The sequence below is a fragment of the Parvibaculum sp. genome (assembly GCF_035511255.1).
In the GTDB taxonomy this organism is placed as follows: Bacteria; Pseudomonadota; Alphaproteobacteria; order Parvibaculales; family Parvibaculaceae; genus Parvibaculum.
Genome location: NZ_DATKFR010000432.1, coordinates 1 through 20,236, shown reverse-complemented (window position 1 = coordinate 20,236; position 20,236 = coordinate 1). Strand labels below are relative to the sequence as shown.

Genomic DNA, 20,236 nt, shown 5'->3' with positions numbered 1-20,236 from the left:
GAAATAGTCCGGCCGCCAGAAATGCCGCTTCAGTCGCGTACGCCAGCCCGACGGAATGTCGAGCGCATCGACCAGCGCATCGAACAGCGCGAGGTCGCCCATCTCGATGTCGAAACCGGAAAGGCCGCCCGCGCGCACCGCATCGGCGGCAAGCGCCAGCATTTCGGCATCGGCAGCTTCCGCATCGGTGCCGCCAAAAAACTCGGCGCCGGTCTGCACGACTTCGGTCGGTTTGCCCGACCCCTTGGGCTCGAAGCGGAAAACGGGCCCTGAATAGCAGAACTTCGCCTCGCCCTTGCCCGCGCCTTCAAGATAAAGCCGGCAGGTCGGAATGGTGAGGTCCGGGCGCAGGCAGAGTTCCTGCCCGCCCGGATCGGTGAACACATAAAGGCGGCGGCGGATATCTTCGCCCGACCGGTCGAGGAAGACGTCGGCCGGCTGCAGCAGCGGCGGCTCGACAGGGGCAAAGCCCGCGCGCTCGAAGACCGCGCGCATGGCGCCCGTGCCTCCCTCAAGTCCCGCCGGATTTCTCGCTGGCGTCGATGACATGGTCTTTATCCTTCGCGCGCGCCGGACCCTCCGGCCGCGCCCTTTTATCATGATTTTCGTTAATTTCGAGAACGGGGAAGCGATCGCCTAATGGCGATGGAGCCCCGGATGGAGGCCATGCCGGGCGAGAATTTCGCACACGCCCTCGACGAGCTTGTCGCGCGCGACCTCGATCTGGGCAGCGGCACTCTGGCGCCACTCGGCATTGTCGGTGATCTCGCGCGAAACCTCGGAGCCGAGGATCAGGTCCTTCAGCGTGACGATGCCCTTTGCGCGCTCGTCCTCGCCCTCGATGACCGCGACGGGCGAGGCGCGCCGGTCGGCATATTTCATCTGGGCGCGCATGCCCGAACCGCCGAGATACATTTCAGCGCGGATGCCGGCGGCGCGGAGTTCGCCGACCATCGCCTGATAGCCCGCCATGTTCGCGGCATCGAGCGTCAGCACGACGACCGGCGGCGCGACGAGATCCTTCTCGACGCGGCCCAGCGCTTCGAGCGCGGATTGCAGGCGGCTGACGCCGACCGAAAAGCCGGTCGCCGGCACCTTCACGCCCTTGAAGCGCTCGATGAGCCCGTCATAGCGCCCGCCCGACCCGACGGAGCCGAAGCGCACGAGATTGCCGTCCTCGTCCTTCACGTCGAAGAGAAGCTCGGCCTCGAAGACGGGGCCGGTGTAATAGCCGAGCCCGCGCACGATCCAGGAATTGAACTCGATGCGATCCGGGCCATAGCCCGCCGCCCGGAAGAGCGCATCCATTTCGGCAAGCTCGTCGATACCGTCGCGGCCGATGGCGCTCGCGCCGACAACCTTGCGCCAGCCGTCGAGCACGGCGCCGCGATCGGCGGAGCCTTCGTTGAGGCCCGATTCCACATAGTCGAGCACGCGCGAAATCTGCTCTGCGCCAAGGCCCGCGCCCTTCGTGAAGTCGCCGGACTCGTCCTTGCGGCCCGCGCCGAGCAGCAACTCGACGCCGCGACGGCCAAGCTTGTCGAACTTGTCGATGGAGCGCAGCACCGTCATATGCGTGCGATCGGCGGCATCGGTGCCGAGGCCGATTTCCTCGAGGAGACCGTCGAGCACCTTGCGGTTGTTGACGCGCAGACGGTACTGGCCGCGCGCAAGCCCCAGCGCTTCCAGCGTATCGCAGGCCATCATGCACATCTCGGCGTCTGCGGCGATCGTCGGCGCACCGACCGTGTCGGCATCGAACTGCGTGAACTGGCGGAAACGGCCCGGGCCCGGCTTCTCGTTGCGCCAGACGGGCCCCGTCTGGTAGCGGCGGAAAGGCTTCGGCAGGCCGTCGTAATTCTCGGCGACATAGCGCGCAAGCGGCGCCGTCAGGTCGTAGCGCAAGGCGAGCCATTGCTCGTCGTCGTCCTGAAAGGAAAAGACACCTTCGTTGGGACGGTCCTCGTCGGGCAGGAACTTGCCGAGCGCATCGGCATATTCCATCGCCGAGGTCTCCAGCGGGTCGAAACCATAGCGTTCATAGACCTCGCGAATGCGCGCGAGCATCCGCGCCTCCGCCCGCACCATGGGCGCGGCGACGTCGCGCAGCCCCTTCGGCACGCGCGCCTTGGGGCGAAAGGTCTTTTCCTGCTTGGCCATGACCGTCGGAAACCGTTTGAACACGCCGAACCCGGCGCGGGCGCATACCTAACTCATCGCGGGAGGGGGAACAAGGTTGGCTTCGGACGGGTGAAACCGCGAATCACCTGCCGGCTGAAATGTACCGAAGGGTTAAACAGGACCCGGCGGGGGCAATTTGCCGCGCCGGGCGCCTCCTAACGATCGGTAAAGCCGAACCCTCTCATTCATCAGCCGAAACGAGATGAAGGCCGGCCCCAAGAGCATTGAGTCCGCTCAGCTTTTGCTCCATCGAGCCGGACCATTCTTCTTGTATGTGGCTCACACCGCACACACAAGATATCCCCAATCTTTACCAAGTATTTACCAAAAATGCAGATCATCGGAACCGGCGAGGCGGTTCTGCGTCAACCTTGTTCAAGCAGAGTCACGGCAACACCTCACTCATTACGCTAGTCGAGTTGAACGGGCGGATTGGTCGATTGAGACACGAAGAAAGTTTCCAGATCGACCAGTGGCGGGGGCCGGAAGGAATGCCTGATATGGGCCGAGCGATACATATGGAATCGACAGGTCGCATTCCCACGGGTTACGAGGGCCGCACGGTTCTGCCCTCGCTGGCGACCCATGTCGTGAGCAAGGATCGCACCCTCCTCAACGGATTGCAGTCGACGTCTTCCATCGACGGCGGCTCGATCAGCTTCAGCTTTTCGGCGCCTTGCGACGGCATCGAGCCCCTCCTCGTTCCCGGCATCGACGCACTGATTGTCGATATCGCCGATGGCGAAGACGGCGAAATCGAATTCCTTCATCGCGTGATCGCGCTCGGACCCGACGCACCCGTGCTCGCCGTCGGCCGCGAGGATGCCGGTCTGCAGATACGCGCCATGAATGCCGGTGCGGAAGACTGCCTTGGCATCGATGCAGATGCACCCCGTGCCCTGATGCTGGCGCTTCATCGCGCCGTGGCGCGGCGGCAAGCGCGCGAACGGCGTCAGATCAACGAGGTGCATCCGAAATCGGAGCCGCAGGTCACGCTGGTTCAGGAAACCTCCGAGGCTATGGTCATTCTCGACAGCCACGGCAATGTGCGCTTCGCCAACGGCGCGGCGGAAGAACTGCTCGGTCGCACGGCCGACGATCTGATCGGCAAGCCTTTCGGCCTTCCGACCGATCCCGGCGAGCACGAAGTCGCCGTTGTGCGGCCGGACGGCGACAATCGCTTCGCGGAGATGCGCATCGTCGACACGCGCTGGGGCGGCGTGCCCGCACGCGTCGCGGCGCTGAACGACGTTACCGTGCGCCGCAGGCTCGAACACACGATGCAGGCCGCCGAGGCGCAAAGCCGCGAGGCGAAGAAGCGCAGCCGGACTTTCTTCTCGAACGTCAATCACGATCTCCGCACACCGCTGACGCACATCATCGGCTTTTCCGAACTGATGAAGAACGAGCAGCTTGGTCCCATCGGCCAGCAGCGTTACCGCGAATATGCCAACGACATTCATTCGAGCGGAACGATGCTGCTCGACATGATCGAGGATCTGCTCGGCATTGCAGAGGCCGAAACCGACCTGGTGAGCCTCACCGACGAAATCTGCAATCTCGGCCAGCTGATCGAGATCGCCGTCGCCAGCCAACGGGCCCGGGCCGGCGAGGAAGGGCTGAGGCTTGAGATCGATTGCCCGCAGAAACTGCCAGGCCTGCGCGGCGACTCCAAGCGGCTGCGTCAGGGACTGTTCCGACTGATCGCCGAGGCGATCCACACGTCGCGCCGCGGCGCGACGTTGCGTCTGTCCGCCACGGGAACCTCCACCGGTATCGTTCTGACGCTGAGCGAAATCGCCGGCGACGGCGAGGACGCTCAGACCCGCCTGCCCTATTCCGCCACGGACGATCCCTTCGTCAGCGCCGCCGGTAGCGGCGCCGCACGCTCGGAAGGGCTCGGCCTTTCCCTCACACGCAAGGTGATGGAGCTGCATGGCGGCACGCTGAACGTGGATGGCGGCGGGGCCGCGCCGATGAGCATCACCCTGAGCTTCCCGGCCGAACGTCTCGTTCGTTAAGACTGCACGTCTTCGAAAAACCCTTCTTTTAGTGCCATTATTATTGACACTGGGTCGCATGGCGAGAACGCAGCTCTGATGTATAGTCGGCGCAATCGGAGGTGAGTCATGCCCGACGCTGATGTTGTCGTTCTCTCGCGCTTGCAGTTCGCCTTTACGATATCCTTCCACATCATTTTCCCGGCACTGACGATCGGCCTTTCGGGATTTCTCGTTCTGGTCGAGGCTTTCTGGTTGCGAACAGGCGACGAAGCCTGGCGGCGCCTCTATCAGTTCTGGGTCCGGCTCTTCGCCCTCTCCTTTGGCATGGGCGTCGTTTCAGGCATCGTGCTCGAGTATGAATTCGGCACCAACTGGGCCGAGTTCTCGCGCATCGTCGGGCCCGTCCTCGGGCCGCTGATGGCCTACGAGGTTCTCACCGCCTTCTTCATGGAAGCAGGCTTCCTCGGCATCATGCTCTTCGGCTGGAACAAGGTGGGGCCGCGCCTCCACTTCCTCGCCACCTGTCTGGTCGGCGCAGGCACTGTCGTCTCCGCCTTCTGGATTCTCTCGGCCAATAGCTGGATGCAGACGCCCGCCGGCGCGCATTTCGACGCCGCGGCCGGGCATTTCGTGCCCGATAGCTGGGTCGCCGTCATCTTCAACCCGTCCTTCCCCTATCGTTTCACGCATATGGTGGCGGCCGCCTATCTCACCTCGGCGCTCGCCATCGCCGGCATTTCGGCGGGCTATCTCCTCGCCGGCAAACACACGGTATTGGCGCGCAAGAGCTATTCGATCGCGCTCTGGGCGATCCTGATCCTCGCGCCGCTGCAAATCTTTCTCGGCGACCAGCACGGCCTCAACGTGCTGGAGCATCAGCCGGTGAAGGTCGCGGCGATGGAAGCGAACTGGGACAGGCAGGCCCGCGCGCCGATCATTTTCTTCGCCATCCCTGACGCGAAGAACGAGACCAATCATTACGAGATTTCGATACCTGGCATTGCGAGCCTCATTCTGACCCATGACATCGACGGTATCGTGCCGGGCCTGAAGGACGTACCTAAGCAAGACCGTCCGCCGGTCGGCATCGTCTTCTGGAGCTTTCGCGTCATGGTCGGCCTCGGCCTTCTCTTTCTGCTGATCGGCGCGTGGAGCGCCGTCTCCCGCTGGCGCGGCACGCTCGAAACCGACAAATGGCTGATGCGTCTCGCGACGCTTTCGACGCCGCTCGGCCTCGTCGCCATTCTCGCCGGCTGGTATGTCGCCGAGGTCGGCCGCCAGCCCTTCACCGTCTACGGCCATCTGCGCACCGTGGACAGCATTTCGCCGGTGGTCGATGTCGGCGCCGTGACGACGAGCCTCATCGTCTTCCTGATCGTCTATGGCGGCCTCTTCGGCGCCTATCTCTATTACGTCTCGAAGATCATCCGCGTGGGGCCGAAGCCGCTCGACGAATATGCGGAGCCGGAAGCGATACAAGGCGCGAGGCCCGGCCTCGTCCTGCCGCCGCGCAAGGACGGCGAAGGGGAGGTTTACTCATGATCGATCTTCCGCTCGTCGCGGCCGGCATCATTGCCCTCAGCATTCTTCTCTATGTCATGCTCGACGGATTCGATCTCGGCGTCGGCATCCTCTTTCCCTTTGCGCCCGACCACCAGTCGCGCTCGACCATGATGAATTCGGTCGCGCCGATCTGGGACGGCAACGAAACGTGGCTTGTCCTCGGCGGCGGCGGGCTTCTCGTCTTCTTCCCGACCGCTTATGCGATCGTCATGCCTGCCTTCTACATGCCGGTCATGGGTCTTCTTTTCGCGCTGATCTTTCGCGGCGTCTCTTTCGAATTCCGCCACGGTGCATCCACGAGCAAGCGCATCTGGGATCGCGCCTTTTTCGGCGGCTCTCTGTTTTCCGCGCTTATGCAGGGCGTATTGCTCGGCGCGTTGATCCAGGGCGTCCATGTCGAGAACGGCCGCTTCGCGGGCCATCTTTTCGACTGGCTCTCCCCCTTCTCGATCCTGACCGGCATTGGCGTGGTCTTCGGCTATGCGCTGTTGGGCGCCGCATGGCTCGTGTTGAAGACCGAACACAAAACACAAGCCTGGGCGCGCCGCGCGGCGATGGTCACGGGCGGCGGCGTCATCGTCGCGATGGGCGCCGTCAGCATCATCACGCCGCTGATGTCATCCGCGATATCGGACCGCTGGTTCGGTGGTCCGCAGATCCTGTTGCTCGCGCCCGTGCCGCTGCTGACCGCGGCGGCCCTTGCGGGACTCTACTGGTCACTGATCTCGGGGCGCGAGCGCCTGCCGCTCGCTTTCGCCATGGCGGTCTTCCTGCTCGGCTTTCTGGGCCTCGCCATCAGCCTCTGGCCGAACATCATCCCGCCGGCTCTCACGATCCATCAGGCGGCGGCGCCTTCGAGCACCATCCTCTTCGCGCTGGTCGGCGTCGCGATTACCTTGCCGATGATCCTTTTTTACACTTGGTACGCCTATTCGGTTTTCCGCGGCAAGGCGACCGAGCATGGCGGTTATTCGGATGAGTGAGGGGGGCCGCAAGGCTCTCTGGTTCGCGGGACTCTGGGTCGCGGGCGTCCTCGCCACGGCGGCGCTCGCCTATGGCATCCGCCTGCTTTTCCTGATCTAGCGCCAGGTCAGCCGCTCGTCACCGGCACACCGAAGGGCGAGATGCCGCGCACATGATCCTCGACGCGCAGCCGCTGCTTCAACGGCGGGAAGGCGCGCTGCGAACAATCGAGCCTTTCGCAAAGCCTGCAATTGACGCCGATGGGCGTCGCGCCGCGCGCGTCGTCGAGATCGTAGCCGCGGCTATAGACGAGCTTGCGCGCATGGGTGATTTCGCAGCCGAGCCCCACCGCATATTGATCGCCCGGCACGCCGATGCCCGAGCCGCCCCGGCTCACCGTGCGCGAGATCGAGAAATAGCGTGTGCCGTCCTCCATCTGGATAACCTGCGTATAGATGTCGCCGGGCACGCGGAAAGCGTCGTGCACGTTCCAGCGCGGGCAGGTTCCGCCGAAACGCGCGAAGTGAAATCCCGCCGCCGAAAAACGCTTCGAGACGTTGCCCGCATTGTCGACGCGGATCAGGAAAAACGGAATGCCGCGCGCGCCGGGCCGCTGCAGCGTCGTCAGCCGGTGACAGACCTGCTCGAAGCTGGTGCCGAAACGCCGTCCCAACAGACGCAGATCGTAATGCGTCTCCTCTGCCGTGCGGACAAAGGCCGCATAAGGCATCAGCAGCGCCGCCGCGAAATAATTGGCGAGCGCGACACGGCAGAGCGTACGCGCCTCGTCGCCGTCGAGACCCGAGGTCTCGACGATGTCCTCGATCGCCCGCGATTGCTCGAAATAGCCAAGCTGATAGGCAAGCTGGAACGAGCGCCCCGGCTGGTCGAGCAGCTCGGAGAGAAAGATCGTCTGACGATGGCGGTCGTAGCGCCGCAGTTCGCCCGACATCAGATCGGCAGGCACCACGCGGGTCGCGACGCCATGCGCGGCGCGCAGATAATTGCGCAGGCTGACATAGGGCTCGTCGGCGCCGAGCGACGCCTTGCGGTAAAGTTCCTCGGCGGTCTCGTCGAGCGCCGGGAAGTGATTGTTGCGGCTGTTGATGAAGTCGCGCACCTCTTCGAGCGGAGCGCTGATCGCCTGCCCCCCGTCGAGCAGATCGCGATCGGCAAGCCGCTCGGCCAGGGCCGAAGTGTTCGCCACCGCTTGCTGATAGGCCCGATAGAGCGTCGCCACGGCATCGGCCGCCGCCGGACTCGCGGCGGAGACCTCCTGCATATCCTGAATGGAGAGCCCGCTATCGCGGAACAGAGGATCGCCGAAGACTTCTTTCAGCGTGGTGAGCGAGCGTGCCTCGTCGTCACCAGCAAGGCTCCGGAGCTCGACATCATAGACTTCGGCGAGCTTCAGCAGGATCTGCGCCGACATCGGCCGCTGGTTCCGCTCGATGAGATTAAGGTAACTGGCCGAAATACCGAGATCGGCCGCCATGCGCGCCTGGGTCAGGCTCCGCTCACGGCGAAGCCGCCTAACGCGCGGACCCGCAAAGACTTTTTTCTCCGACGACATGGCTGCAAAGCCCTCCGAAACGGCGATGATAGCGATTGTAATTTACAAAATTTACATTCTCAACGATTTCATTCACTCATTCTGTGAAGTTCTTTACTTTAACAGTTTCAAAGACTTAGGAATGTTTTGGACTTTCGGTTGTTGTGGATGTATGACCCGCGCATCGTCAAGCAGAAGCGCAGAGTGGAGACATCGGCCATGAGCCAGTCGGCAGCGGCAACCAGCAAGGACGGCATCCAGATTCGCGGGAGCGTGAAGCCCGGCTATGAGCGTGTGCTCACGGCCGATGCCCTCGCCTTCGTCGCCGAGCTCGAACGCAAGTTCGGCGCCCGCCGTCGCGAGCTCCTCGCCGCCCGTGCCGAGCGCCAGAAGCGCTTCGATGCCGGCGAACTGCCCGATTTTCTGGCCGAGACCAAGTCGGTCCGCGAAGGCGACTGGAAGGTTGCGCCGATCCCGAAGGATCTGCTCGACCGCCGCGTCGAGATCACGGGCCCCGTCGACAACCGCAAGATGGTCATCAACGCGCTCAATTCCGGCGCGCAGTCCTACATGACCGATTTCGAGGATGCGGCGGCGCCGACCTGGGACAACATGATCGGCGGCCAGATCAATCTCATCGACTACTGGGATGGCAAGATCGGCTTCACCGACGAAGCGAACGGCAAGACCTACAACGTCGCCGACAAGCATGCGGTCCTCAACGTCCGCCCCCGCGGCTGGCATCTCGACGAGGCGCATGTCGAGATCGACGGCCTGCCGATGTCCGGCTCGCTCTTCGATTTCGGCCTCTACTTCTTCCACAACGCGAAGAAGCTGAAGGCGCACGGCACCGGCCCCTATTTCTATCTGCCGAAGATGGAGAGCCACAAGGAAGCGCGCCTCTGGAACGACGCCTTCGTTCATGCGCAGAAGGTGCTCGGCATTCCGAACGGCTCGATCAAGGTCACGGTGCTGATCGAGACCCTGCCCGCCGCCTTCGAGATGCACGAAATCCTTTATGAGCTGAAGGACCACATCGTCGGCCTCAACTGCGGCCGCTGGGACTACATCTTCAGCTACATCAAGCGGCTCGGGAAGAACCCGAACTACCTGCTGCCCGACCGCGCTTCGGTCGTCATGGGCAAGGCCTTCCTTAACGCCTATTCGCTTCTCCTCGTGAAGACCTGCCATGAGCGCGGCGCCTTCGCGATGGGCGGCATGGCCGCCCAGATCCCCGTGAAGGGCGACGAAGCGGCGAATGATGCGGCCTTCAACAAGGTGCGCGCAGACAAGGAGCGCGAAGCGACCAACGGTCACGACGGCACCTGGGTCGCGCATCCCGATCTCGTGCCGGTCGCGATGGAAATCTTCGGCAAGCTCACCGGCCCGAACCAGCTTTCGCGCCAGCGTCAGGATGTGAATGTCGGCCAGAAGGAACTGCTCGAGCCGCATCAGGGCGAGCGCACCGAGGACGGCATGCGCGAATGCGTGCGCGTCGGCGTGCAATATATCGAAGCCTGGCTCGGCGGCCGCGGCGCCGTGCCGCTCTACAACCTGATGGAAGATGCCGCGACGGCCGAAATCAGCCGCACGCAGATCTGGCAGTGGCTCTACCACGCGGCGAAGCTTTCGGACGGCCGCACGGTTACGCCGGAGCTTTTCCGCGAAGTGCTCGACGACGAGATGAAGAAACTGCGCGCCACTCTCGGCGAGACGCGCTGGACGCAAGGCCATTTCGACGAGGCGATCCGCCTCTTTGCGGAAATGGCAACCGCCGAGGAATGCGAAGAATTCCTGACGCTGCCCGCCTACCGGCTGCTCGTCAGTCACGAAAACTAAATCCGATCACCAAGCCCCGAGACTGTTGACCCGAGGACCATCCCATGAGCAAGACCTTTTACGACCTGATCCCGAGCGCGCCCAAGGGCCGCTTCGACAATGTGAAGCGCAACTACAGCGTCGAAGACGTTGAGAAGCTGCGCGGCTCCTTCCCGATCGAGTACACGCTCGCCACGCGCGGCGCGAACAAGCTCTGGGAAATGCTGAACTCCGGCGACTACGTGCATTCGCTGGGCGCCCTCTCCGGCAACCAGGCCATGCAGATGGCGCGTGCGGGCCTGAAGGCGATCTATCTCTCGGGCTGGCAGGTTGCCGCCGACGCCAACACCGCCGGCGCGATGTATCCCGACCAGTCGCTTTACCCCGCGAATGCCGGTCCGGAACTCGCCAAGAAGATCAACCGCGCCCTGAAGCGTGCGGACGAGATCGAGCACTCGGAAGGCGGCGCCAAGCGCGACTGGTTCCTGCCGATCGTCGCCGACGCGGAAGCCGGTTTCGGCGGCCCGCTGAACTGCTTCGAGATCATGAAGGCCTATATCGAAGCCGGCGCTTCGGGCGTTCACTACGAAGACCAGCTCGCGTCTGAAAAGAAGTGCGGCCATCTCGGCGGCAAGGTTCTGATCCCGACGCGCGCGCATGAGCGCAACCTCAACGCCGCGCGCCTCGGCGCCGACGTCATGGGCACGCCGACGCTCATCATGGCGCGTACCGACGCCGAATCCGCGAACCTGATCACGTCGGACATCGACGAGCGCGATCACGAGTTCATCGACTTCGACAAGGGCCGCACGGTCGAAGGCTTCTACCGCCTGAAGCCGGGCACGGGCGTCGACCATTGCATCAAGCGCGGCCTCGCCTTCGCGCCCTATGCCGATCTGCTGTGGTGGGAGACCTCGGTCCCGAACCTCGCCGACGCCAAGCGCTTCGCCGAAGCCGTCCGCAAGGAATATCCGGACCAGCTCCTCGCCTATAACTGCTCGCCCTCCTTCAACTGGGAAGCGAAGCTCGACAAGGCGACCATCGCGAAGTTCCAGAAGGAAATCGCGGCGATGGGCTACAAGTACCAGTTCGTCACGCTGGCCGGTTTCCACCAGCTCAACCACGGCATGTTCGAGCTGGCCTCGGGCTACCGCGATCGCGGCATGGCGGCTTACTCCGAGCTGCAGCAGGCCGAGTTCGCCTCGGAAGCCAAGGGCTACACCGCGACGCGCCACCAGCGCGAAGTCGGCACCGGCTACTTCGACCTCGTGTCGATCGCAGCCGCCGGCGGCGAAAGCTCCACGACAGCCCTCGGCGACTCGACCGAAGCCCAGCAGTTCAAGGCCGCCGCGCACTAATCCGGCTACGACACTTCAAGACGAGACCCGCGGGGAACGATCCCCGCGGGTTTTTCTTTGCCTGACGCCTATCTTTGCGAGAGGCTGTCCGGCAACAGAAGCACTGAACCTTGGGGGAGGATGGCATGGCTGACGGGACCGCCCCCGGAGCGGCAATTCACGGGACTTGTGCGGCGGGGTTCGAGCCCGTCCGCGCGGCATTCGCGGAGAACTTCGCGCTGCGCGGCGAAGCGGGCGCTTCGGTCTCCGTCGTGAAGGACGGCCAGGTCGTCGTCGATCTCTGGGGCGGCTTCGCGGACGCGGCACGCGCGAGACCCTGGACACGCGACACGCTCGCCAACGTCTGGTCGACAACGAAGGGCATGGGCGCGCTCGTCTGTGCGATGCTCGTCGAACGCGGGCAGATGTCCTACGAGGACAGGGTCTCGAAATACTGGCCCGAATTTGCGGCCGAAGGGAAAGGCAACATCACGGTCGGGCAGATGCTTTCCCATCAGGCAGGGCTCTGCGGGCCCTCGGTCCCGACCACCATCGAGGAGATGTGCGACCATGCCTTGATGGCCGAAAGGCTTGCCGCGCAGGCGCCGCTCTGGGAGCCCGGCTCGAAGTCCGGCTATCATGCCCTCACTGTCGGCATTCTCGTCGGAGAACTCGTCAGACGCGTGGCCGGCGCGACGATCGGCACTTATTTCGATGAAGAGGTCGCGCAGCCCTTTGGCATCGACTTCTTCATTGGCCTGCCCGAAACCGAAGATGCCCGCGTCGCGGAAATGATCCCGGCGGGAAAATCCGGCTTGCCCGACGGCTACACGCTCAACCCCTCGCAGATCGTGGCATTGGCCAACCCGGCGCTCGACGCCCTCGTTCCGAACAAACGCTTCTGGCGGGCGGCCGAACTCTCTTCCGCGAATGGACAGGGCACGGCGGCGGCGATCGCCCGCGTCTACGGCGCTCTGGCCGGCAATGGCATGATCGATGGCAGGCGGCTCGTAAAGCTGGAAACGATCCGTGCCATGACGGCCACCCGGATCGAAGGCGTGGATGAAGTCCTGGGCATGCCCGGCCGCTGGGCGGCGGGATATCTGCTCAATGGCGGCGGGCTCTTCGGCCCCAGCGACGAGAGCTTCGGCCATTCGGGCTGGGGCGGTTCCTTCGGCATGGCCGATCCGGCAACGGGCATCGCCATTTCCTACGTGATGAACCAGATGGGCGCGGAACTCGCCGGCGACGCCCGCGCCAATGCGATTATCGCGGCGAGCTACACGTCGCTAGCGAGCCTGTAATCAATCTAAGCCTCCGGAAAATGGAGGGACTGCGGCATAAATCTCCGCAGTCCCGTTCCTGCTCAGGCGCCCGGCGCTTGATCGAGAAAACCTGTAACGGCGGCGAGCCGTCCGTCGCCTGCGACGACGCCGAAATCCGTGCCGGCGACGCCGACGCCCTTGCCGTCCGGCCCGACGAGCTCCCAACTGAAGCGCAGGCGGTCGGCATGTCCGTCGACGGCGCCCTTCGGCTTGAATCTGTGGCCTGGAAATTTCTCGTGGACGGCGGCGATCATGCGGTCGATGCCGTCGTGACCGTCGCCGCTGAGCATCGGATCGAGATAAGTGGCGCCCTCCGTCCAGGTCTTCGCGATGAGCGCGCGGCGGCGCTCCGAGGCTTCCTCGTTCCAGACGGCGAAGTAGCCTTCGACGACGCGGTTGTAATCGGTCATGTGCATCTCCTTTTGAGCAACGGGAACGAGGCACATGCTGCTTGCCGCGCGAACCGAAGTCGATTACGCGCGAGGTAACCGGAACCGGCGTTGAACGCCTCTGAAAAAGGGAAAGGCCGCGACGAGGAACGGCGTCGCGGCCTTTTATCGTCGCTACATTGCGGGATCGGGAGGACGGGATCCCGCCGCAGCGAGCTTCGCTGGGGTTTGTCCGGCGCGGAATGGGCGGCCCGCTCAAAACCGCTTGCACCCGCCTCCGGATTTGTTATTGATAATCATTATCAAATTAGACGTCAAGCACGAATCCACCCACATGACATTTTCAGATGATGCCCCGCCCGCACACGCCGTCGACATTTCGACCGAACTGCCCTGCGCGCCGGACAGGCTCTGGCATGCGGTAACGACGCCCGCCGGCGTCAATGCCGAGCTGATGCCGCTCATTCGCATGAGCTTTCCCGAAGCCGATCTCGGCCTCGCCGACGCACCGCTCGATCAGCCGCTTTTCGGCTCCTGGATTTTTCTTTTCGGCCTCATCCCCTTCGACCGCCACGTCTTCGTCATCCATGAAGTCGGGCCGGGTCACTTCGTCGAAACCTCGCACAGCCTGCTGCAAAAGCTCTGGCGCCACGAACGACGGCTGACGGCGACCGAGCACGGAACCGTGCTGCGCGACACTGTGACCGTGGTGCCGCGCATCGGCTCGACCTCCACCCTCACCAACTTCGTCGTGCGCGCGATCTTTCGCCATCGGCACCGGCGGCTGCAGGCGCTTTATCCCGCCGCGTGAGACGATCCGAAAATTCTTGCCCGGCCGGCGAGTTTCTTCGGTATCAATGGCTCGTCTCGTCACCTTCCATCCGGACCGTTCATGACCTCTCCCGCGACGACCGATCTTTCCGACGCACATCCCGACATCCAGCATGGGGAGTCCGTCTTCCGCGATTACGGTAGCAAGCTCGCCTTCTCGGGGCCCATCGCGACGCTGAAGACTTTCGAAGACAATCCGAAGGTCCGTGAATTGCTGGAAACGCCCGGCGAGGGCCGCGTCCTCGTGGTCGATGGCGGCGGTTCGCTGAGATGCGCGCTCTTCGGCGGCAATCTCGCGGTGCTGGCCGAAAGAAATGGCTGGGCTGGTCTCGTCATCAATGGCTGTGTGCGCGACACGGCCGAGATCGCGACTTCAAATATCGGCGTGAAGGCTCTCGCCGCACATCCGAGGAGAAGCGACCGCAAGGGGCTGGGTGAAGTCGGTGTCGCCGTGGCCTTTGCCGGCGTCGTATTCCGCCCCGGCGAATATCTCTATGCGGACGGCGACGGCATCGTCGTCAGCCCGACCCGGATCGGTTAGGCCGCCCCGCCCGCACAGCCAGCCTAGAAGCGGTTGATCGCCTCCCAGAGGCCGAACGAAATCAGCGATAGCGATATAACCGCGAACAGCAGGAAAATCATGTAGTCGCTGCGTCGTGCGGGAAGCATCTCGTCTTCCCCGACCGGCACAACCCTGTCGTCGTCGCCCGGCGCCCTTGTCGAAATCGGTTTGCCCATCGGAATGCCCAAACTCAGGTGACGACCGTTGGACAAGCACGGTCCCCGGCCCCCAATACGGTGTCGAAATGAGACGCGGCCCAATGCGTCTCCGACACCGCTCGCGTGATCCAACGTAAAGGGACCGCCGACGAATTCCAGAAAATGGCGCAATCTTTCGCCACTTTTTCTGGGTGCATTTGGACCCGTTGCGCCGGGTCGAGGAGGGAGGAGTCCGGAAGGCGAGCGGGCGAAGCCGTCGCTCAGATATGAGCCAGCAGTTCGACGACCTTCCAGGCGCCGAAAACCGTCAGCGCCATCGACAGGGTGCCGACCCCAAAGAGAAGCGCATAATCCGACGCGCGTGCCGGCTCCGCACCCGCGTCGGCCACCCCATAGGTCCCGGCACGTTGCGCGTCACTAAGCTTTCCGAAGTGCTGTATGTCACCCATTACGCGACCTCTCTCGCTAAAACACTTAATTCTCTATCAGAAAACTATGGTTTTAGCAATATGCGGCATGTGCGGCATGCCGTCGCCATCGCTCCGCAGGACCTAGAAGGTCCGAGCCAGCTCGACGGCGGCAAAACCGATCAATGCGATCGAAATCGCGGCCGCGGCAATGAAAAGCACATAGTCGGAAATCCTGGCTTCCTCGACATCGCTTTCCGCGAGAACGCCGGAAACCCCGCCGATATCCTCGGCGTCAGATGACATGCCCAACAGAGTCTCTCCCACACGAGATCTGCAAATATCCCACTCGCTTGTTTAACAAGTCGTAGTGGCCCGGCGCCCACCGAGTCGCCCGGGAGGATACACATATTCGCTCACACAGGGAAATTGTCTCGACACGCCCCGTGCCGATAGACGTCAGGCCCGGGCGGCGTCGACGAGACGCTGGATATAGGCTGGCAAGGCGAAAGCCGCCTTGTGAACTTCCGGCGTGTAGTACTGCGTCGGGAAATTCGCGGCCTCGAAACGGCGCTCAAGGCATTCGAGCGTGACCGCCCTGACGAACTCGTCGTCCGTGCCGATACCCATCGCCATGGGTCCGCCGACATAGGTCGGGATGGTTGCGAGATAGCATCCGCTGAAACGGAACAGGCGATGGAATTTCGAGATCGTACTCTGAAGTTCCGCCGGCTGCAGAAACGGCACGCCATTCTGCGTCACGATGATGCCGCCTTCGTTGAGGCGTTTCTTCGCATCGCGGTAAAAGCTTTCCTCGAAGAGTACGGCCCCCGGTCCGACGGGATCGGTCGAATCGACGATGATGACATCGTAGCCATCCCCCTCGTCCTCGACGAATTTGGCGCCGTCGGCGAAGACGAGATCGAGCCGCGGATCGTCGAAGGCACCGGCGGAGACCATCGGCAGATGGGTCTTCGAGAAATCCGTCACCGCCGGATCGATCTCGACCATGGTGATCTTCTCGATCTCCGCATGACGGACTGCCTCGCGCAGGATACCGCCGTCGCCGCCGCCGATGATGAGCAACGACCTGACGTTGCCATGCGCGAAGACCGGCACATGCGTCATCATCTCGTGATAGACGAACTCGTCCTTCTCCGTCACCTGCGTCGCGCCGTCGAGCGACATCATCCGGCCGAAGGTCGGATTGTCGAAAATCACGAGATGCTGGTGATCGGTCGCTTCCTCGAACAGAACGCGATCCGCGCGATAGGACGTCCGGAGGCCGCCTTCCTCGTGAAGGGTCTCCGTGATCCAGCGCGGACCGCTCTTTCCGTCGGTCATCAGACCATGCCCCTGCCGCGACGCAATTCCTCGACGCGGACGTTCGAAGGACCGAATGCCTCCTGCAGGACCGCGATCGAATTTTGCGGTTCGGCCTCGCCGCACATGAAGACGTCGAGCGCGGCGTAATCCGCCTCGGGCCAGGTGTGGATCGAGATATGGCTTTCCGACAGCACCGCCACGCCCGACACGCCGCCATTGGGTGTGAAGTGATGGAGATGGATATGCAGAAGCGTCGCCTTCGAAACCTCGACGCAGCGGATCAGCGTCTTCTCGATATGCGCGAGATCGTCCAGCCGGCTCGCGCCGATCAGATCGATGATGAGATGCGTGCCGGCGAAGCGTTCGCCGTCGCGCTCGATGAAGAAATCCTTGCGCTCGTCGGCATGCGCGCGCGGTCCTTCGGACAGCGTTTCGACATCGCCGAGACCGGCGACGTGATGAGGGAACTCGAGAACTTCCGCCTGGGTCTTCCTTGAATCGCAATTCAAGTCGATCCCCAATTGGAAGAGGGCGCGGGGCTCGGACATGGCCTCTCTCCAACCAGTAGATGACCGGGCTTGCCGAACCCGTTCCGTGACGACGGAACGCTCCCTTCCGGGTGCGTCGGGGCCCATAAAACTAAAAGCTTTCAGAAGAAACGCTTCGCTTGTTTTTTGCCGGGTGTGGGGCTGTCTCGCCCGACTTGTCCTGCGTTACGCGAGGACGGCTCGGCTTTGATCCGGGGCGTCAGCCCCTCAGACTATAATCCGGCATATGCATTCTCCCTCGAAACCCAGCGGGTTTGCCTGATTGCGGCAGGCCGCCAAACTTTCCAAAAGAGACGCGTACGCCGTTACGTAACCAGTCTGGCCAGAGGCACGTGCGATTGCGTTCTGCCGCGTGATGTAAATGGCGCAGTGCAGCGTGTCAAGAAAAACCGCAGATTTCCGCGGCTTGTCATAATTGCGACGATCGAAACCGAACGCGCGTGATCGATTGACCACGGCTGGTAGAGATGAGCCGGCATTGCCGCAACGCTGAGACTAGGGCTGAGTGTAGATCACCAACCTCAGGCCTGGATCGTCATTGGCCTGGAAGGTTGTGTACTGGAGGCGTAGCGCTCCCTTGCGAGGGTGGGTTAGCTGCTTTTGGCCGGCGACGGTTTCTCGAAGATCGTGAGCCTCCCACCAGGTGGCGAATTCGGGGCACCCGGCTCGCAGACGTTTCACCAGATCCGCGAATGCAGGGTCCCATGCCCGAAGGTCGTGGGTCGCGCGGAACTGGGCCACCATTCTCTTTGCTTCCTCGGCCCAGCCTGTGCCGAAAAGCCGGCGGGTCTTCGGATTGGTCAGTACCAGAATTAAAGTGTTGCGGTCTTCCTCGGGCACCCGGTCGAAAGCAAATATCTCGGCAGCTGCGGCGTTCCAGCACAGCACATCCCAGCGCCGCCCGGTCACATAGGCCGGGACGTTCAACGCCTCGACGGTGCGCAAAAGGCTTTCCGGCACGACCTCGCGAGCAAAGGGCTGGCGCTCGGCGTTGCGGGTCAGCGCCCGCAAATGCGTCTCCTCCACCGGATTGAGGCGCAAGGCGCGCGACAGCGCATCCACCGTCGTCGCCGAAGGGCTGACGGTGCGCCCTTGTTCCAGCCGGATATACCAATCGACACCGATGCCGGCGAGTTGAGCGACTTCCTCGCGGCGCAGACCGGGGGTCCGCCGACGACGACCGCTGGGGAGGCCCACTGCCTCCGGCGACAACCTCGCACGACGCGAGCGAAGAAAGTCGCCCAGTTCACTGCTGACAACCTCATTCATCGGCACGGCCCCTGGGCTCCGGAGGAACATTCTCAATCCTAGGATAATATTAGGTCTGAATGCGGTTTTCCAGACATGCGAAAAAAGGTCTTCAGCCCGAAGGAGACCCGACATGAAAGCTGCCATCCTCAAGGAATTCGGAACCCCGCTCGTCATTAAAGAGCTCCCTGACCCGGTGCTGGGCACCGGGGAGGTCATCGTCGATGTCGCGGCGGCAGGCGTCCTGCCCTACATGGGCGAAGTGCTGAGCGGGGAACGGCAATATCCGATGACCCTGCCCATGGTGCCGGGCGCCGGCGCGGTCGGCCGCGTCCGTGCGATCGGACCGGATGCCACGAGGCTCAAGGTCGGAGAATGGGTCGTTTGCGATCCGACGGTACGCTCGCGCGACGATGCGAAGACGCCCGACATCACGCTGCAGGGCCTCAGCGCGCGCGGAGAGGGCGGCCTGAAGCTGCAGCAGCACTTCCACCATGGCTCATGGGCGGAGCAGATGCTGGTGCCGACGGAGAATGTCTTCCCGCTCGGTCCGATCGACGCGGCGGATGCGGCAAGGTGGTGCGTCCTCAGCCTCTATCTGGTTCCTTATGGCGGCCTCCTCGCCATCGACCTCAAGCCGGGCGAAACGCTGCTGGTGAGCGGCGCCACCGGGAATTTCGGCAGCGCGGGTGTGGCGGTCGCGCTGGCCATGGGAGCGGCCTGTGTCATCGCCCCGGGACGCAACGAGGCGATGCTCGAAAGCCTCAAGCGCCGGTTCGGGCCGCGCGTACGGACCGTGAAGCTGACCGGCGACGAGGCGGAGGATATCCGGCGGATGCAGGCGGCGTCGCCCGGCCCCATCGACGCCGTGCTCGACCTGCTGCCACCCGAGGCGCCGACCTCCTCCGTCCGTGCCGCCGCGATGACGGTGCGGGAATATGGCCGCGTCGTCCTGATGGGCGGCGTCGGCATGCTGGGCGGCGACGATCTCGCGCTCCCCTACCCCTGGCTCATGCGCAACAACATCACGGTCAAGGGACAGTGGATGTATCCGCCCTCCGCCAACACGACGATGATAAATCTGGTGCGTGCAGGCCTGCTGGACATCTCCATGGTGGAGATCACGGCCTTCCCGCTGGATCAGGCCAACGAGGCCGTCGCGCAAGCGGCGGCGAAAGGCGGGAGATTCAAGCGCACGGTCATCTGCCCCTGACGCTCAGCGACAGCGCTGGCACCCCGCGCCTACTGCCGCACCTGGGTCCGTTGCACGATCTCTGCAGCCGCGCGGATGCCCGATTGCAGCGCGCCGTCCATGTAACCGACCCATTCGGTCGCCGTTTCCGTGCCCGCCCAATGAAGGCGGCCCACCGGTTCCCGGATCACATCGCCGTAGCGCGTCATGACGCCGGGCGCCATATGCGCGACATAGCAACCGCGGCTCCACTCTTCGGCGGTCCAATCCTGATCGACGTAATCGATGGGCTCGGCGGCCTTCGGACCGAAGTAATCGGTGAGAGCCGAGATGACGCTTTGCCGCCGCGCATTGTCGCCGCGCGCGCTCATCTCGACCGCATGGTCGCCATCGATGAAGCCGACGAGAATGCCGACGCGCTCGTCTTCCGGCGTCTGATCGAAAACGACATTGAAGGCATGATGATCGCTGGCGGCCTGCCCTGACAATCCGGCGCGACGCCAGAAGGGTTCCTTGTAGGCGACATGCACCTTGATGACCGAGCCCATCGGCATGCGCTGGAAAAGCCCGTCGCGCTTCGCCGGCAGGGCGACGTCGTAATGGATGCGCGCGGCGAGCACCGGCGGCACCGCGATGACGACATGCGCCGCGCGATAATCGCCCTTGTCGCTGCGGATCGTGACGCCCTCATCGTCCTGCCTGATCGCGCGTACGGGGGCGTCGAGCACGACCGGCGTCTTCAGGCTTTCGGCAAGACGCCGCGCGATCGAATGCGCGCCGCCTTTGAATTTCGCTTCCTGCGCGCCGTCCTTGACACCGATCAAATCCTCGAC

At 63.4% G+C, this 20,236-nt stretch carries 20 protein-coding genes; 9 read left to right on the top strand and 11 right to left on the bottom strand.

Translation table 11 applies throughout. From position 1 onward, the window contains the following. Together VMR03_RS16360 and hisS are read right to left on the bottom strand one after the other, a co-directional pair. On the bottom strand, positions 1-549 hold a 549-nt coding region (locus tag VMR03_RS16360), incomplete at its 3' end, for an ATP phosphoribosyltransferase regulatory subunit (RefSeq protein WP_325407099.1). 87 nt (positions 550-636) lie between these two features. Further along, positions 637-2,160, bottom strand: a complete 1,524-nt coding sequence (gene hisS / locus VMR03_RS16355) for a histidine--tRNA ligase (protein ID WP_325407101.1) — start codon at positions 2,158-2,160, stop codon at positions 637-639. A 539-nt stretch (positions 2,161-2,699) separates the two neighbouring features. Between hisS and VMR03_RS16350 the strand changes: the two genes are divergently transcribed. From VMR03_RS16350 to cydB, 3 genes are all read left to right on the top strand, one after another. Beyond that, a complete protein-coding gene (locus VMR03_RS16350) occupies positions 2,700-4,202 on the top strand; it encodes a histidine kinase dimerization/phospho-acceptor domain-containing protein (protein ID WP_325407098.1) in 1,503 nt (500 codons plus the stop codon). Between the two features lie 108 nt (positions 4,203-4,310). Continuing rightward, positions 4,311-5,726, top strand: coding sequence for a cytochrome ubiquinol oxidase subunit I (locus VMR03_RS16345; RefSeq protein ID WP_325407097.1), 1,416 nt, complete (start codon positions 4,311-4,313; stop codon positions 5,724-5,726). Next, positions 5,723-6,730, top strand: coding sequence for a cytochrome d ubiquinol oxidase subunit II (gene cydB / locus VMR03_RS16340; RefSeq protein ID WP_325407095.1), 1,008 nt, complete (start codon positions 5,723-5,725; stop codon positions 6,728-6,730). Before VMR03_RS16345 ends, cydB begins: the two co-directional genes overlap by 4 nt. A 107-nt stretch (positions 6,731-6,837) precedes the next feature. Here cydB and VMR03_RS16335 read toward each other — a convergent pair whose 3' ends face one another. Next, complete coding sequence (locus VMR03_RS16335; protein ID WP_325407093.1) at positions 6,838-8,283, bottom strand: helix-turn-helix domain-containing protein; 1,446 nt, start codon at positions 8,281-8,283, stop codon at positions 6,838-6,840. 198 nt (positions 8,284-8,481) lie between these two features. On the opposite strand from VMR03_RS16335, the gene aceB reads away from it, so the two are divergent. From aceB to VMR03_RS16320, 3 genes are all read left to right on the top strand, one after another. After that, positions 8,482-10,101 carry a malate synthase A gene (gene aceB / locus VMR03_RS16330; RefSeq protein ID WP_325407091.1) on the top strand — a complete coding sequence of 540 codons (1,620 nt, stop codon included), beginning with the start codon at positions 8,482-8,484 and terminating at the stop codon, positions 10,099-10,101. A gap of 44 nt (positions 10,102-10,145) precedes the next feature. Next, positions 10,146-11,438: an isocitrate lyase gene (gene aceA / locus VMR03_RS16325; protein WP_325407089.1), complete on the top strand. Its 1,293-nt coding sequence runs from the start codon at positions 10,146-10,148 to the stop codon at positions 11,436-11,438. Positions 11,439-11,563: 125 nt separating this feature from the next. Then, complete coding sequence (locus tag VMR03_RS16320) at positions 11,564-12,721, top strand: serine hydrolase domain-containing protein (RefSeq protein ID WP_325407087.1); 1,158 nt, start codon at positions 11,564-11,566, stop codon at positions 12,719-12,721. 62 nt (positions 12,722-12,783) lie between these two features. Here VMR03_RS16320 and VMR03_RS16315 read toward each other — a convergent pair whose 3' ends face one another. After that, the gene (locus VMR03_RS16315; protein WP_325407085.1) at positions 12,784-13,152 is read right to left on the bottom strand and encodes a nuclear transport factor 2 family protein; all 369 of its coding nucleotides are present in this window, start codon (positions 13,150-13,152) and stop codon (positions 12,784-12,786) included. A gap of 313 nt (positions 13,153-13,465) precedes the next feature. On the opposite strand from VMR03_RS16315, the gene VMR03_RS16310 reads away from it, so the two are divergent. After that, positions 13,466-13,942, top strand: coding sequence for a hypothetical protein (locus VMR03_RS16310; protein WP_325407083.1), 477 nt, complete (start codon positions 13,466-13,468; stop codon positions 13,940-13,942). A gap of 81 nt (positions 13,943-14,023) precedes the next feature. Beyond that, positions 14,024-14,503: a ribonuclease E activity regulator RraA gene (gene rraA / locus VMR03_RS16305; RefSeq protein WP_325407081.1), complete on the top strand. Its 480-nt coding sequence runs from the start codon at positions 14,024-14,026 to the stop codon at positions 14,501-14,503. Positions 14,504-14,526: 23 nt separating this feature from the next. Here rraA and VMR03_RS16300 read toward each other — a convergent pair whose 3' ends face one another. The 6 genes from VMR03_RS16300 to VMR03_RS16275 form a co-directional block, all read right to left on the bottom strand. Continuing rightward, positions 14,527-14,700 (bottom strand): hypothetical protein, encoded by a 174-nt coding sequence (locus VMR03_RS16300; protein WP_325407078.1) that lies wholly within the window; start codon positions 14,698-14,700, stop codon positions 14,527-14,529. Positions 14,701-14,942: 242 nt separating this feature from the next. Further along, positions 14,943-15,131, bottom strand: a complete 189-nt coding sequence (locus tag VMR03_RS16295) for a hypothetical protein (protein ID WP_325407076.1) — start codon at positions 15,129-15,131, stop codon at positions 14,943-14,945. A gap of 102 nt (positions 15,132-15,233) precedes the next feature. Further along, positions 15,234-15,395: a hypothetical protein gene (locus tag VMR03_RS16290; protein ID WP_325407074.1), complete on the bottom strand. Its 162-nt coding sequence runs from the start codon at positions 15,393-15,395 to the stop codon at positions 15,234-15,236. 153 nt (positions 15,396-15,548) lie between these two features. Further along, positions 15,549-16,433 (bottom strand): polyamine aminopropyltransferase, encoded by an 885-nt coding sequence (gene speE / locus VMR03_RS16285; protein ID WP_325407072.1) that lies wholly within the window; start codon positions 16,431-16,433, stop codon positions 15,549-15,551. Continuing rightward, positions 16,433-16,963, bottom strand: coding sequence for an adenosylmethionine decarboxylase (gene speD, locus VMR03_RS16280; RefSeq protein ID WP_325407070.1), 531 nt, complete (start codon positions 16,961-16,963; stop codon positions 16,433-16,435). The genes speE and speD overlap by 1 nt, the downstream gene beginning before the upstream one ends. A 495-nt stretch (positions 16,964-17,458) precedes the next feature. Then, positions 17,459-18,232, bottom strand: coding sequence for a helix-turn-helix transcriptional regulator (locus VMR03_RS16275; protein WP_325407067.1), 774 nt, complete (start codon positions 18,230-18,232; stop codon positions 17,459-17,461). A 112-nt stretch (positions 18,233-18,344) separates the two neighbouring features. Between VMR03_RS16275 and VMR03_RS16270 the strand changes: the two genes are divergently transcribed. After that, positions 18,345-19,424 (top strand): zinc-binding alcohol dehydrogenase family protein, encoded by a 1,080-nt coding sequence (locus VMR03_RS16270; RefSeq protein WP_325407065.1) that lies wholly within the window; start codon positions 18,345-18,347, stop codon positions 19,422-19,424. Between the two features lie 29 nt (positions 19,425-19,453). Here VMR03_RS16270 and VMR03_RS16265 read toward each other — a convergent pair. Next, the coding region (locus tag VMR03_RS16265; RefSeq protein WP_325407063.1) for a flavin monoamine oxidase family protein at positions 19,454-20,236 on the bottom strand (783 nt) is incomplete at its 5' end.

What these genes read in the sequence shown, in the direction of transcription:
- hisS (WP_325407101.1), bottom strand. Translation starts at nt 2,160, where the DNA reads ATGGCCAAGCAGGAAAAGACCTTTCGCCCCAAGGCGCGCGTGCCGAAG.
- VMR03_RS16350 (WP_325407098.1), top strand. Translation starts at nt 2,700, where the DNA reads ATGGAATCGACAGGTCGCATTCCCACGGGTTACGAGGGCCGCACGGTT.
- VMR03_RS16345 (WP_325407097.1), top strand. Translation starts at nt 4,311, where the DNA reads ATGCCCGACGCTGATGTTGTCGTTCTCTCGCGCTTGCAGTTCGCCTTT.
- cydB (WP_325407095.1), top strand. Translation starts at nt 5,723, where the DNA reads ATGATCGATCTTCCGCTCGTCGCGGCCGGCATCATTGCCCTCAGCATT.
- VMR03_RS16335 (WP_325407093.1), bottom strand. Translation starts at nt 8,283, where the DNA reads ATGTCGTCGGAGAAAAAAGTCTTTGCGGGTCCGCGCGTTAGGCGGCTT.
- aceB (WP_325407091.1), top strand. Translation starts at nt 8,482, where the DNA reads ATGAGCCAGTCGGCAGCGGCAACCAGCAAGGACGGCATCCAGATTCGC.
- aceA (WP_325407089.1), top strand. Translation starts at nt 10,146, where the DNA reads ATGAGCAAGACCTTTTACGACCTGATCCCGAGCGCGCCCAAGGGCCGC.
- VMR03_RS16320 (WP_325407087.1), top strand. Translation starts at nt 11,564, where the DNA reads ATGGCTGACGGGACCGCCCCCGGAGCGGCAATTCACGGGACTTGTGCG.
- VMR03_RS16315 (WP_325407085.1), bottom strand. Translation starts at nt 13,152, where the DNA reads ATGACCGATTACAACCGCGTCGTCGAAGGCTACTTCGCCGTCTGGAAC.
- VMR03_RS16310 (WP_325407083.1), top strand. Translation starts at nt 13,466, where the DNA reads ATGACATTTTCAGATGATGCCCCGCCCGCACACGCCGTCGACATTTCG.
- rraA (WP_325407081.1), top strand. Translation starts at nt 14,024, where the DNA reads ATGACCTCTCCCGCGACGACCGATCTTTCCGACGCACATCCCGACATC.
- VMR03_RS16300 (WP_325407078.1), bottom strand. Translation starts at nt 14,700, where the DNA reads ATGGGCAAACCGATTTCGACAAGGGCGCCGGGCGACGACGACAGGGTT.
- VMR03_RS16295 (WP_325407076.1), bottom strand. Translation starts at nt 15,131, where the DNA reads ATGGGTGACATACAGCACTTCGGAAAGCTTAGTGACGCGCAACGTGCC.
- VMR03_RS16290 (WP_325407074.1), bottom strand. Translation starts at nt 15,395, where the DNA reads ATGTCATCTGACGCCGAGGATATCGGCGGGGTTTCCGGCGTTCTCGCG.
- speE (WP_325407072.1), bottom strand. Translation starts at nt 16,433, where the DNA reads ATGACCGACGGAAAGAGCGGTCCGCGCTGGATCACGGAGACCCTTCAC.
- speD (WP_325407070.1), bottom strand. Translation starts at nt 16,963, where the DNA reads ATGTCCGAGCCCCGCGCCCTCTTCCAATTGGGGATCGACTTGAATTGC.
- VMR03_RS16275 (WP_325407067.1), bottom strand. Translation starts at nt 18,232, where the DNA reads ATGAATGAGGTTGTCAGCAGTGAACTGGGCGACTTTCTTCGCTCGCGT.
- VMR03_RS16270 (WP_325407065.1), top strand. Translation starts at nt 18,345, where the DNA reads ATGAAAGCTGCCATCCTCAAGGAATTCGGAACCCCGCTCGTCATTAAA.